This is a genomic window from Arthrobacter sp. K4-10C, assembly GCF_059090085.1.
On sequence record NZ_JBNHFI010000013.1, the window covers coordinates 34,217 to 47,137 of the forward strand.

Here is a 12,921-nt window from a genome sequence, read left to right on the forward strand (position 1 = left end):
GGTTCATGCGGTTGCGATGATGGAGCTATGAACAGGGACGGAAAATGGGTCGCGTAACCCAGCGCCGCAAGGTGCACAGGTATCTGCTGGACGGCTCGCCCAAGGCACTTGAGTTCCCGGTCCGTTACCGGGAGGACGTCCTGGCCGTCGAGGAACCATTGGAGATCCGGCTGGGCCGGATGTCCTTCTCGGTCACTATGCGGACGCCTGGCGACGACTTTGACCTGGTGGCCGGGTTCCTGGTGTCCGAGGGCGTCATCTGGAGCCCGGAACAGTTGGTTTCCCTGCGGTTCTGTGCCGGCGAGGACGAAGACGGTGCCCAGACGTTCAATGTGGTGGAGGCCCAGCTAAGGCCGGACGTCCAGCTTCCCGACACCGGACGCAACGTCTACACCTCCAGTTCCTGCGGAATCTGCGGGACAGACTCCATCGACTCGGTCCGCAAATCCTCGCACTACAGCCCCCAGTCCGATCCCATGACGGTGGATGCGCACGTGCTTGCGTCGTTGCCGGGACTGTTGCGGGAATCCCAGCGTCTCTTCGAGGACACCGGAGGAGTCCACGCGGCCGGGCTTTTCAAGGTGGAGGACGACGGCGCCGTGCAGCTTCTCTGCCTCCGCGAGGACGTGGGGCGGCACAACGCCGTGGACAAGGTGGTGGGCTGGGCCCTGCGCGAAGGCCTCCTTCCGCTGCGCGGAACAATCCTGCAGGTATCGGGCAGGGCATCCTTCGAGCTGGTGCAGAAAGCCGCAATGGCGGGAATTCCGGTGCTCGCCGCGGTCAGTGCCCCGTCCAGCCTTGCTGTTGAACTGGCGGAAGCCAGCGGACTGACACTTGCCGGTTTCAGCCGCGGAACCAGCCTTAACGTCTACGCCGGCGACGCCCGCATTGTCAGGCCTGTTGCCGAAGTGCCGGTGTCCTAAGCCGCCGGCATCGGTTTCCCATGTTCCCTGAGGGGGTTGGATAAGAGGCTACTTGCGGGTAGATTTGTCCATCGAATGGACACGATTTGTTCAGTTTCAAACTTTGAAGAAGGCTTACATTGCATGACGACCGCCGGATCACGGAAGTCCGCCTCGAGAGGTTTGTGCGTGAACGCATCAGCCCTTCGGTCTACAGCCGGAGCCTCCCCCTTACCCTGAGCAGCTGGGATGTACCGGACGAACCGGTCCCAGCGCTGGAGGCCATGCGGCAGGAATTCCTCCCGCAGGAACATGGTGCTGCGTGGGGCAAGCCCTGGGGCACCAAATGGCTCCGCCTGCAGGGTGAGGTCCCCGAAACGTGGGGAACCGAGCCGGACACCACGGTGGAAGTGGTGGTGGACCTGGGCTTCACCATCGAAACTCCGGGCTTCCAGTGCGAGGGCATTGCCTGGCGGCCCGACGGCACCATTATTAAGGCCGTTTCCCCGCGCAACCAGTACATCCCGTTGAAGCTCCTGGGCGGCGGCATGGCGGTGGATTTTTATGTGGAAGCAGCTGCCAACCCGGATGTTGCCCAGGGCTGGACATTTGCCGCTACGCCTTACGGTGACAAGTCCACTGCCGGAACCGCGCCGCAGTACAGGCTGGGGACTATTGCCATCGCGGAGCTGAACCAGAACGTGTGGGAGCTCAAACAGGACGTCTGGACCCTTGCGGGACTGATGGAGCAACTGCCGCTGGAACTTCCCCGCCGGCACGAAATTCTCCGCGCCCTTGAACGCATGATGGACGTGATGGACCCGGACGATATTCCCGGAACGGCGGCGGCCGGGCGTGAAGCCCTCGCCGAGGTCCTGGCGCGGCCGGCCTATGCGTCCGCCCACCAGCTGGTCGCCACCGGCCATGCGCACATCGACTCCGCATGGCTGTGGCCAGTCCGGGAAACCATGCGCAAATGCGCCCGGACGTTTTCCAACGTGGTGTCCCTGATGGACGAAAACCCCGGCTTCGTCTTTTCCTGTTCGTCCGCACAGCAGCTCGCCTGGATCAAGGAGTTCTACCCGGAACTGTTCAGCAGGATCCGGGAAAAGGTCCGTTCCGGCCAGTTCGTGCCGGTGGGCGGCATGTGGGTGGAATCGGACACCAACATGCCCGGCGGCGAGGCCATGGCCCGGCAGTTCCTGGAAGGCAAGAGCTTCTTCCTGTCCGAGTTCGGCGTGGAGTGCCGGGAAGCGTGGCTGCCGGACTCCTTCGGATACTCGGCAGCCCTGCCGCAGATCGTGAAGTCCGCCGGCAGCCGCTGGTTCCTGACCCAAAAGATTTCCTGGAACCAGACCAACAGGATGCCGCACCACACCTTCAACTGGGAGGGCATTGACGGCACCAGGCTCTTCACCCACTTCCCCCCGGTGGACACCTACAACTCCGAACTCAGCGGGCGCGAACTCGCCCATGCCGAGCGGAACTACCGGGACCATGGGCGGGGGACGGTGTCCCTGGTACCGTTCGGCTATGGCGACGGCGGCGGCGGGCCTACCCGGGAAATGCTTGCCGCGGCCGCCCGCACCGCAGACCTGGAAGGGTCGCCCAAAGTCCGGATCGGGTCCGCGGAGAGTTTCTTCCGCCAGGCGGAACAGGACTATTCCGCGCTGCCCGTGTGGGTGGGAGAGATGTACCTTGAGCTGCACCGCGGAACGTACACCAGCCAGGCGCGGACCAAGAAGGGAAACCGGCGCAGCGAACACCTGCTGCGCGAAGCTGAACTGTGGTGTGCCACGGCGGCAGTCCGGACAAACGGCGCCTACGCATACCCGGCAGCCGAGCTCAAGCAACTGTGGCAGCTGGTGCTGCTCCAGCAGTTCCATGACATCCTTCCCGGCAGCTCCATCGCCTGGGTCCACCAGGATGCGGAGCGTAACTACCAGGCGATCGATGCCGGGCTGGAAGCACTCATCGGCCAGGCCGCGTCCGCTGTCCTCGGCGAGGGGCAGACGCAGTTCCTGCTCAACGCCGCACCGCATGCCAGGGTCGGGGTGCCCGCCATGGCGGCGGCAGAACCGGTCACCCATCCCGAAGCAGTATCCGCCACCGCCGAAGCCGGCGGATACGTCCTGGATAACGGGGTCATCCGCGCAGTCCTGGACGCGAATGGCCTGCTGACGTCCCTGCGCGACTATGCCACGGGCCGCGAAGCAATAGCGCCGGACCAGTACGGCAACCTGCTGGAACTGCACCGCGACACCCCCAACGAGTGGGACGCCTGGGACATCGACGAGTTCTACCGGCGCAACGTTTCGCCACTGACCAGCGCGGTAAATGTCCGGCTGGAAGGGGACAGCAACGCCGCCGTCGTGGTGGTGGAACGCCTGGCGGGGACGTCGCCGGTGACCCAGCGGATCTCCCTTGAGCCGGGAAGTCCGTCACTGTCCATCAGCACCACAGTGGACTGGCAGGAGCGCGAGAAGCTGCTGAAGCTTGGCTTCGCCTTGGATATCCGGGCGGACCGCTCAGCCGCTGAGACGCAGTTCGGCCATGTCTTCCGGCCCACGCACACCAACACCTCATGGGAAGCGGCGAAATTCGAGATCTGCGCCCACCGGTGGATCCACGTTGCCGAACCCGGCTACGGGGTAGCAGTGTCCAACGCGTCCACCTACGGGCACGACGTCGCCAGGAGCGTCAGGACGTCCGACGGCGGCACCACCACCACCGTGCGCCTGTCCTTGCTGCGCGCCCCCAAGTTCCCGGATCCGGAAGCGGACCGCGGTTTGCACGAGTTGGCCGTTACGATCCGTCCCGGTGCCGGGATCGCGGACGCCGTTGAGGAGGGCTACCGCACCAACCTCAAACCCCGGCTGGTCCGCGGTGCCGCTCCGGTCGAACCGCTGTTCTCGGTGACAAATCCGGCTCTGGTGATCGAAGCCGTCAAGCTTGCGGAGGACGGCTCCGGCGACGTCATCGTGCGGCTGTACGAGTCGCTGGGACAACGCTCGGTGGGACGGATGGCCGCAAACTTCCTGTCGGGTGGGGTCCGCACGGTGGACCTGCTTGAGCGCGACGTCGAGGCGCCGGGAGTTGAAACGGAGGCCGGAGCTGCCGCGCTGGAGCTCCGCCCGTTCCAGCTGGTCACGCTGAGATTCGTCCGCGCCTAGGGACAGGCTCCTTTGACGGACAAGGCCTTTAAATAGGCTGAGTGGGGGCGGTCCCCAACGGCCGCCACCACTCATCCCCCCAATGGGTGCAAAGGCCCCCAGGGCAGGAGGCGTTCAAGAATTTATCCCCGTTCAGAAACGCCTCGTAGGCCCCACCTTCACACATTCATGATTGTTTCACATTCTAATGATTTTGTGAAAGCGGGAAGGTTACTTTTCGGTAGAATTCTTTCCCCGGCCGGTGACCTTGCTGTTTCTAACCCGCGCGGCCCAGATCAGTGCGAGCCCAATCACGAAGCACAGCACCGCGGTGTAGTTCACGACGAACTCCACGGCATTCCATGCGAGGGGGATGAACGGGAACAGCAGTGAGAAGGTGATGGCAATGCCGCCCACAGCCAGGAGGCCGGCGGCAAGCCGTACAAGAACCGGCAGCCGGCTCCGGACAGCGCGGACCATGGCGGGCAGCAGGACCAGCGAAACGTAGGCGGGGTAGGCGCGGCCGGCGGCTCCGTAGTACTCGACCAGTATTCCGTTGCGGATGTCCTTGGTGGCAGGGCCCATGAGACCCGCCGATGATCCGGCGGTGTCCATCAGGAAGAACACCACCACCATCACTGCGGACACCACCAGCAGTACGGCCATTCCGGCCTTCCCGGTGATGAGCCGGTGGGCGCCTTCGGCACCAAATCCCTTAGTAACCCTGATGCCGAGGAGGTAGATGGTGGCGAAGATGATGAAGCGCAGCAGGAGGTTGGCCAGGTTGATGCCGCCCAGTGCCTTGTCGATCGCAACATACGGCGCCTCGATGCTCAGCAGGATGGCAAGGGTCATCAGGGCGAAGATATAGAAGGGCGACCGGTTCTCACCCCTCAGCAAGCTGGGTACCCGCGCGATGGCGATCAGGCCGCATATGGCCAGTGTGGTCCATTGGAGGACTGCAATCATCCCAGGTTCTCCCAGATCATTTCCGTCTGTGCTTGGTCTTGCTCCTGCCGCCGCAGTACTTTGCCCAGAGCCTGCAGCCTGTCCCCGGCCAGGGCGGTGAGGTCGCCGTCGGACATGCTGTCCAGGGCCGCCTGGCGCGCGCCCGGGGGCCAGCCTGCCTCCTGCTCGGTAATAAGTCCGGTGGCCACCAGGCCGCCCGTGGGCCCTACCCCGGCCGCCCGGGATGTGGCCAGGGCAAGCTCCGGGGACAGCCGGTTTGCGGTCAGCTGCGCGGAGTAGTTCTGCGGTGCCACCCCCGTTGCGGCCGAGACGCGGTGCCGCACCTCCCCGTCGTCAATGGCGTCAACCCAGTTCTTGACCGACGTGGGGTGCGGGGCGGGGGTCAGCGCCGGAGGCGCCCCGCCCGGTCCACCGCCGGGGTCCATGGCCGGCCTGGCCAGCACCGCATGCAGGAGGTCCGGGGTGGAGATCTGGCTGATTAGCTCACAGCGGGTGGGTGGCCGGGGCGGGCCGGCAAGTTCGCGGAAGCCCTCGAAATCAGCCAGCGCAGTGACGGGATTGATGTTGTAGGCCCGGCTGATGCTGACCACGGTGGACACGGAAACTTTGCCCCTGACCAGCTGCTGGGCGAGCGTGGTCCGCTTTATCCCGGAGACCCTGCAGACGTCTGCCGTGCTGGCATCGGGGGCGATGCTTTGCAGCCAGCGCTGGAACGCCTTGGCGGGAAGGGTCATGGGGTGCTCTCTGCAGAACGGACGGTGTATCGATTTTAGCGCGGTGCCACCCCGGCGATTTTACCGCCCGTCCTCTTTCGGCTATGCTTGATGGTCGAGCCCGTTGGTCCGTACACCCCCCAAGTCCGGACCAGCGGGTTCTTTCATGCCCTGCTGCCAGGACGAATCTTCCCTGGTGATCTGCACGGCCACGCCGGCCTTGTTCCGGCATGAAACCGGGTTCACCGGTGAAAGGACGGACCGATGACAGCGACGCTCGTTGCCAAAGACATCGCAGGCGGGCATGATCACCGCCAACTCTTCTCCCGGCTTTCCCTTACCGTCGCCCCCGGCGACGTTGTGGGAGTCGTCGGCGCCAACGGTGCCGGCAAAACGACCCTGCTTCGAATCCTTGCCGGTGCCGACCAGCCGCAGGATGGGGCCGTCAGCCTTGCTCCCGCGGATGCGTTTGTGGGCTGGCTTCCCCAGGAGCACGAGCGGGTGCCCGGCGAGTCTGTGTCCGGCTACATCGCCCGCCGCACGGGCTGTGCGCAGGCAACGGCAGAGATGGAGTCCACTGCGGAAGCACTGGGCACCGGTGCACCGGGGGCAGACGACGCCTACGCCCGGGCCTTCGACCGGTGGATGGCATCCGGCGCCGCGGACCTCGATGACCGGATCCCTGCCGTCATGGCCGATTTGGGCCTCGACTGCGGGCCTGAGGCTCCGATGACGGGCCTCTCCGGTGGCCAGGCGGCGCGGGCGGCGCTGGCCGCGCTGCTCCTGAGCCGCTTCGATGTGGTGCTCCTGGACGAGCCCACCAACGACCTCGACCTCGCCGGCCTCGCCAGGCTGGAGGACTTCGTCAAGGGGCTTCGCGGCGGCGTGGTGCTGGTCAGCCACGACCGCGAGTTCCTGGCCCGTTGCGTGACCACCGTGGTGGAACTGGACCAGGCGCAGAACGCCGTCTCCGTCTACGACGGCGGATATGACGCCTACCTGGAGGAGCGCGCCGTCGCGCGGCGGCACGCGCGCGAGAAGTACGACGAGTTTGCCGCCACGAAGGCGGACCTGGTGTCGCGTGCGCGGACCCAGCGGGAGTGGAGCTCCCAGGGCGTGCGGAACGCCATGCGGAAAAGCCCGGACAACGACAAGATCCGCCGGGCGGCCAGCACCGAGTCCTCGGAAAAACAGGCGCAGAAGGTCCGGCAGATGGAGTCCCGCATCGCCCGGCTGGATGTGGTGGAGGAACCCCGAAAGGAATGGCAGCTGCAGTTCTCCATCGGCCAGGCTCCCCGTTCCAGTGCCGTTGTTGCAACCCTCCGCGACGCCGTGGTCCGGCTGGGCGGGTTTGCCCTGGGCCCGGTCAATCTCCAACTCAACGCGGGGGAGCGGATCGGCATCACCGGTCCCAACGGGGCCGGCAAGTCCACACTGCTTCGCCTCCTCCTGGGCGTCATCGAACCCGACTCAGGAAGCGCCTCCATGGGCGCCTCCGTTGCCATCGGCGAAATCGACCAGGCACGCGGACTGCTGGCGGGGCACCTTGCCCTCGCTGACGCCGTCGCGGCCGTTGTGCCTGACATGTCCCCGGCGGAGGTCCGCACGCTCCTTGCAAAGTTCGGCCTGAAGGCGGATCACACAGGTAGGCCGGTGGATTCCCTTTCACCTGGCGAACGGACCCGCGCGGCACTCGCCCTGCTGCAGGCGCGCGGCGTGAACCTGCTGGTCCTCGACGAACCCACCAACCACCTCGACCTGCCGGCCATCGAGCAGCTCGAAGAGGCCCTGGACAGCTACGACGGCGCCCTCCTCCTGGTGACCCACGACCGGAGGCTGCTGGAGAACGTGCGCCTGGATGTACGTTGGGATGTGGAAAACGGCATGGTAAAGGAGCTGCAGCAATGAGCATGGAAGGGGTGGCCTGGAACTCCCTGTACAAGATCACCCGGGCCAAGAGCGGTTCCAAACCGTTCTCCAAAGCCACCCTGAAACGGGTCCTGGCGTTCGCCCGGCCGCACCGCGGCAAGCTGCTGGCTTTCGTGGCCTTGTCCGTGGCCATGGCCTTCCTTGCCGTGGCCACCCCGGTCCTCGCGGGGCAGGTTGTGGACGCCATTGTGGCGCGCGCCAGCGAAGGCGAGGTGATCCGCCTGGCGTTGCTGATCGCCGTCGTCGCCGTTGCCGAGGCAGCGCTGGGCATGGTCAACCGCTGGCTCTCCTCCACCATCGGTGAAGGCGTGATCCTTGACCTGCGCACGCGCGTCTTCGACCATGTGCAGAAAATGCCCATCGCCTTCTTCACCCGCACCCGGACCGGCGCCCTGGTCAGCCGCCTCAACAACGACGTCATAGGCGCCCAATCGGCATTCGCAGGAACCCTGTCCGGCGTGGTCAGCAACGTGGTGGCGCTGATCCTCACGCTGGCGGTCATGCTGGGCACCTCGTGGCAGGTCACGGTCCTGGCCATGGTCCTGCTGCCGGTGTTCCTGGTTCCGGCCCGGAGGATGGGCTCGAAGCTGGCGGACCTGCGACGCGAGGCGGCCGAGCACAACGCGGCCATGGGCACGCAGATGACTGAACGCTTTTCCGCCCCGGGCGCCACGCTGGTCAAGCTCTTCGGCAGGCCCGCGGAGGAATCACGTGAGTTTGCCGTCCGCGCGGGCCGGGTCCGTGACATCGGCATCCGGACAGCCATGCTGCAGTTCACGTTCGTGACGGCCCTGACCCTGGTGTCCGCCCTCGCCCTGGCGCTGGTCTATGGATTGGGCGGGTGGTTCGCCATAACCGGGCAACTCGCCGCAGGGGATGTGGTGGTCCTGGCGTTGCTGCTCACGCGCCTGTACGCCCCGCTGACGGCGCTGTCCAACGCAAGGGTGGAGATCATGAGCGCCCTGGTCAGCTTCGAGCGCGTGTTCGAGGTCCTGGACCTCAAGCCCCTGATCCAGCAAAAGCCCGATGCTGTGCCGGTTCCGCCTGGTCCGGTGTCCGTGGAGTTCGACGATGTCCGCTTCGCCTACCCCTCAGCCGACAAAGTCTCGCTGGCCTCGCTGGAGGAAGTGTCCACCCTGGACACCCGCGGCGGCGAGGAAGTGCTGCACGGCATCAGCTTCCGGGTGGAACCAGGGCAGACGGTGGCACTGGTGGGCTCCTCAGGGGCAGGCAAATCAACCATCGCCCAACTGCTGGCCAGGCTATACGACGTCGATTCCGGCGCCGTCCGGCTGGGCGGCACCGTGCCGGGCACGGGGCTGGACCTGCGGGACGCCACCTTCGACTCCCTGCGGGACACCGTGGGCATGGTCACCCAGGACGGGCACCTCTTCCACGAAACCATTGCCTCCAACCTGCGCCTCGCCCGGCCGGACGCCACCGAGGAGGACATGTGGGACGTCATCCGGCAGGCACGGCTGGAGACCATGGTCCGGTCCCTGCCGGACAGGCTGGACACCGTGGTGGGGGAGCGCGGCTACCGGCTTTCGGGCGGTGAGCGCCAGCGCCTCACCATCGCCCGGCTGCTGATCGCCCAGCCCCGGGTCGTCATCCTGGACGAGGCCACCGCGGCGCTGGACTCCACCAACGAGGCTGCAGTGCAAGCCGCCCTGGGCGCTGCGCTCGAGGGGCGTACCGCCGTCGTGATTGCCCACCGCCTGTCCACCATCCGCGCCGCGGACGCCATCCTGGTGGTGGAGGACGGGCGGATCGTGGAGCGAGGCACCCACTCTGAGCTGCTGGCCGCCGAAGGCCGCTACGCCGAGCTGTACCGGACCCAGTTTGCCGAGGCGACCGCCGTGGCGCAGGAGGCGGTTCCCGAGCCGTAGCCCTGCCGCCGGGGCTCCTGGTCCTAGGGAACCATTAACTTAGGCGCCGTCGTCCCGTGCCGCGGCCAGCTCGGGAAGGATATGGTCCGTCAGCAGCGGGGCCAGGTCCGAGGGCAGGGCCCCACCCCGGTCCAGGGCGGCAAGGTCGAGCCACCTGATCTCGGCGATTTCCGCTGACGGGTGCGCCTGCCACGTGCCGGGTGCCCGGAACACGGTGGCTTCGATGTCCGTGGCGGCCTCGTTGGCGGCGTCAGCGATCCAGACGCCCATCAGCTCCAGGTCCTGAGGATCGAGGACGATGCCCACCTCTTCAGCGAGCTCGCGGGCGGCTGCCTGGACAGCTGTTTCGCCAGCCTCCGGCTTGCCGCCCGGATGCATGAACATGCCCGTTCCGCGCTTGCGGACGGTCAGGAGCCGCCCCGCGCGGTCGAACACGCAGACGGCGGACACCACAATCCGGGCCTTCATGCGGCGGCACCCCGCACCAGGTGCGACGTCAGCAGCAGGTCCTTCCGTGGCCCGGTGACGTCCCAGCTATAGCTGAAGCGGTCCCTGCCCTCGAAGGTGTAGACCACGCGGTAGGTGTCGGGATCGCACCAGTGGCTGTCCAGGTTGTCCTGCGGCGTGAAGCTCATCCGGTGGAACGGCCGCCCGTCCGGAAAGAACACGTCCAGGGCGTCCGGGTGTCCGGAGGGCTGGAGAAGGTATTCGCGCGAGGCGGGGCCGGTGAAGGAGGGCCAGAGCATGGTGCCTTCTTCGCGGAGGGCCAGGCCGCCGTCGTCGTCGTCCGGGACAAAACGCACGACGCCGGAAAAGGTTCCGCGGGTGCCGTCCGCCCGGTCCAGCAGGTCTCGTTCGACCGTCCAGAGGCCATCCCCCAGAGTGCCGGCGGGGCTGTGCTCATCGACGCCGAGCAGGTAGGCGCGGAGGTTGAACTTTGGGGAAAAAGGGTTCAAGTGCCCTCGATTGGATTCGAACCAACGACACCGGCTTTAGGAGAGCCGTGCTCTATCCACTGAGCTACGAGGGCTGGTATCCGGTAACCGACGGACCGGCCCGAACACGCTTACAAGCATACAAGGTGCCGGGCCGTACTACGCTCAAGGCATGAGCCCAGCCCCTTCGACGGCGCCCGCTGCGGCGTTCATTCCGGATACCGCGTCCACCCGGCAGTACATCGGGGCGTGGTCCGTGTTGAGCGTCCTGCAGTATTTTGCGGCCGAAGCGGCGGTGATCGGGGCATGGGCCGGTCCCCGGCCGTATGACCTGCGGACCGGTTACATCAGCGACCTGGGCGCCCTGAACTGCGGCATCTTTGACGGCCGGGAGGTCTGTTCCCCGCTGAACTGGCTGATGAACGCCTCGTTCGTGGTCCAGGGCCTGGGAATGCTGCTCGGCGCCATACTGCTGAGCTCTGGTCTGCTGTGCGTTGCCGCCCAGGCTGGCGCGCGGGTGCAGCCCGGCCGCCGGAAGCCCTGGCTCGCGGCCATTTGGGTGCGGGTACTGACCGGGATAGCCGGGGCAGGCACGGTCATCGTGGGACTGGTGCCGGAGGACGCCGGTTCCGGCTGGCACTTCACCGGAGCAGTTATGTACTTCCTGGCGGGCGCCGCAGCCCTGTTGGTACTGGGCATCCTGTGGCTGCGGAAATCGGCCATGGCCTGGTTCATATTGGTGTGCGGCGTTGTGTCCCTGGCCGCCCTGGTGACCGGCGGCCTGACCGGGATGGACGTCCCCGAGCCCGGCACGCTCGAGCGCCTGATGGGCTATCCGGTCACCGTGGGAATGGCAACGGCTGGCTTGGTGATCGCGCAGCGGGTGCACCGCCACAGGAAGCAACTCCGGGCGATGGCAGCCTTCAGCTAGCAGGCTTCCTGCGCCGCGTGCCCAGCACCACGGCCGCGGCGCCGGCCACCAGGCTAAGGACCAAAAGCACCCAGCCCGCAACGGTGAGGCCGGACGCCAAAGCCACCTGGCCGGCGTCGGGGGAGTCCGCCGCCATCATCCCGTCGATGGCCACGTTGGCCCACAACCGGACCACCACGAACAGCAGCGGCAGCGCCCAGAGCGTCCAGCGCAGTGCCTTGCGGGCTACATTGGTGCCGATCAGCAGCAGCCAGGTGAAGCCGAAGATCAGCGGAAACAGCGTCCCGGCTGTCTTGTGGACGTAGTTGAGCTGGCCCCGCGCGTCGTCATTCATCGCCGCCTGCAGCTGGCCGATGTAGGCGGGATCAAAGCCGCCGATGAGCGAGTCGGGCATGGCCAGGCCGCCGGCGAGCTGCCGGAGCTGATCCATGGTAAGCAGGTGCAGATACCAGAACAGGAACAGGCTGGCCACCACGCCCGCGATCAGGATGAGGTTGCTGTTGTTCTGGGCTTTTTCCGGTGTCCGGGTAGTGGTTGGATTGATGACCGGCGGCAGGTTGTGCTGCGGCACAGCCGCCTTGGCGCCGTGCTTCTTGATTCGCTGGGCAGGGGTTTTGGCCATGGCACCATTATCCCGCCGCCTACACTGATGCCATGACCATTGGCCGGCACAGCGCTGTTGAACTTGACCCCTCACTGGACGACCACCAGCTGGCGGCAGCCCTGGTGCGGGAAGCCGGGCAGCTGGCGCTCCTGATGCGGATGGCCGGGCTGCAGTCCCAGCAAAAGACGTCCATCTCGGACGTGGTGACGGCGGCCGACCACGCCGCGGAGGCCTACGTGCTGGAGCAGTTGCAGCGCTGCCGGCCCGAGGACGGCATCCTGGGCGAGGAAGGCGCCTCAGTGCAGGGCAGCAGCGGCCGGACCTGGGTCATTGACCCCGTGGACGGCACTTACAACTTCCTGCACGGCTCCACCTACTGGTGCTCCGCCATCGCACTGAAGGACGGTTCCGACGTCCGGCTCGGGGCGATCTACCAGCCGGAGGAGGACAAGCTCTGGCTGGGCGGCCGCTCCCACCCGGCCACCCTCAACGGGGAGCTGCTCACGGTATTCCGCGAGAACCGGGGCGAGCGGAACGGTACCGCCGTGGCCGAACTCGGCGCCGCCACCTACATCCACCCCACCTGGCTCATGGACCCGCTGTGCGCGATGCCCTGGCACGCCGCTGCAACCTCCGCCGCGGCCCTGCGCATGCTTGGTTCCGGCTCCTGTGACCTGGGCAGGGTGGCGGACGGGCAGCTCGGCTGCTGGTTCCAGCACAGCTGCCCGGAATGGGACTGGCTCCCCGGTAAGGCCATCGTCCGCGCCGCGGGCGGCGCCGTGGACACGGTCCTGGTCAACGGCCTGGAGTGGTTCATGGCAGGAGGCACGACGGCGGTGCGGGAGTTGCGTGCCGCGCTCGAATCCGGCTCGGTGGCCTGAGCCCGGGAGGCACGGC

At 66.6% G+C, this 12,921-nt stretch carries 11 protein-coding genes and 1 tRNA gene; 6 read left to right on the plus strand and 6 right to left on the minus strand.

Features of this window, described 5'->3' with window-relative positions:
• Positions 1 to 44: 44 nt before the first annotated feature.
• Entirely contained in the window at positions 45 to 923 is an 879-nt protein-coding gene (gene fdhD / locus AC5RUU_RS17360; RefSeq protein WP_493976453.1) for a formate dehydrogenase accessory sulfurtransferase FdhD, read from the plus strand.
• Positions 924 to 1,042: 119 nt separating this feature from the next.
• Positions 1,043 to 4,075, plus strand: a complete 3,033-nt coding sequence (locus AC5RUU_RS17365) for an alpha-mannosidase (RefSeq protein ID WP_493976454.1) — start codon at positions 1,043 to 1,045, stop codon at positions 4,073 to 4,075.
• A gap of 210 nt (positions 4,076 to 4,285) precedes the next feature.
• Here the strand turns inward: AC5RUU_RS17365 and AC5RUU_RS17370 are convergent, their stop codons facing one another.
• Entirely contained in the window at positions 4,286 to 5,023 is a 738-nt protein-coding gene (locus AC5RUU_RS17370) for a hypothetical protein (RefSeq protein WP_493976455.1), read from the minus strand.
• Entirely contained in the window at positions 5,020 to 5,757 is a 738-nt protein-coding gene (locus AC5RUU_RS17375; protein WP_493976456.1) for a hypothetical protein, read from the minus strand. The genes AC5RUU_RS17370 and AC5RUU_RS17375 overlap by 4 nt, the downstream gene beginning before the upstream one ends.
• A gap of 243 nt (positions 5,758 to 6,000) precedes the next feature.
• Here AC5RUU_RS17375 and AC5RUU_RS17380 point away from each other — a divergent pair, with 243 nt between their 5' ends.
• Together AC5RUU_RS17380 and AC5RUU_RS17385 are read left to right on the plus strand one after the other, a co-directional pair.
• On the plus strand, positions 6,001 to 7,644 hold the full coding sequence (locus tag AC5RUU_RS17380; protein ID WP_493976457.1) for an ABC-F family ATP-binding cassette domain-containing protein: 1,644 nt from the start codon (positions 6,001 to 6,003) through the stop codon (positions 7,642 to 7,644).
• Entirely contained in the window at positions 7,641 to 9,554 is a 1,914-nt protein-coding gene (locus AC5RUU_RS17385) for an ABC transporter ATP-binding protein (protein WP_493976458.1), read from the plus strand. Before AC5RUU_RS17380 ends, AC5RUU_RS17385 begins: the two co-directional genes overlap by 4 nt.
• A 39-nt stretch (positions 9,555 to 9,593) precedes the next feature.
• On the opposite strand, the gene AC5RUU_RS17390 is transcribed toward AC5RUU_RS17385, so the two are convergent.
• From AC5RUU_RS17390 to AC5RUU_RS17400, 3 genes are all read right to left on the minus strand, one after another.
• Positions 9,594 to 10,022 (minus strand): NUDIX hydrolase, encoded by a 429-nt coding sequence (locus tag AC5RUU_RS17390; RefSeq protein WP_493976459.1) that lies wholly within the window; start codon positions 10,020 to 10,022, stop codon positions 9,594 to 9,596.
• On the minus strand, positions 10,019 to 10,510 hold the full coding sequence (locus tag AC5RUU_RS17395) for a DUF6314 family protein (RefSeq protein WP_493976460.1): 492 nt from the start codon (positions 10,508 to 10,510) through the stop codon (positions 10,019 to 10,021). The genes AC5RUU_RS17390 and AC5RUU_RS17395 overlap by 4 nt, the downstream gene beginning before the upstream one ends.
• A gap of 1 nt (position 10,511) precedes the next feature.
• Positions 10,512 to 10,584: transfer RNA gene (locus AC5RUU_RS17400), tRNA-Arg, on the minus strand.
• A gap of 77 nt (positions 10,585 to 10,661) precedes the next feature.
• Between AC5RUU_RS17400 and AC5RUU_RS17405 the strand changes: the two genes are divergently transcribed.
• Positions 10,662 to 11,420, plus strand: coding sequence for a DUF998 domain-containing protein (locus tag AC5RUU_RS17405; RefSeq protein ID WP_493976461.1), 759 nt, complete (start codon positions 10,662 to 10,664; stop codon positions 11,418 to 11,420).
• Here the strand turns inward: AC5RUU_RS17405 and AC5RUU_RS17410 are convergent.
• The gene (locus AC5RUU_RS17410; protein ID WP_493976462.1) at positions 11,413 to 12,042 is read right to left on the minus strand and encodes a hypothetical protein; all 630 of its coding nucleotides are present in this window, start codon (positions 12,040 to 12,042) and stop codon (positions 11,413 to 11,415) included. The genes AC5RUU_RS17405 and AC5RUU_RS17410 overlap by 8 nt on opposite strands.
• A gap of 32 nt (positions 12,043 to 12,074) precedes the next feature.
• Here AC5RUU_RS17410 and AC5RUU_RS17415 point away from each other — a divergent pair, with 32 nt between their 5' ends.
• A complete protein-coding gene (locus AC5RUU_RS17415) occupies positions 12,075 to 12,905 on the plus strand; it encodes an inositol monophosphatase family protein (RefSeq protein ID WP_493976463.1) in 831 nt (276 codons plus the stop codon).
• The last annotated feature ends 16 nt before the right edge of the window (positions 12,906 to 12,921 follow it).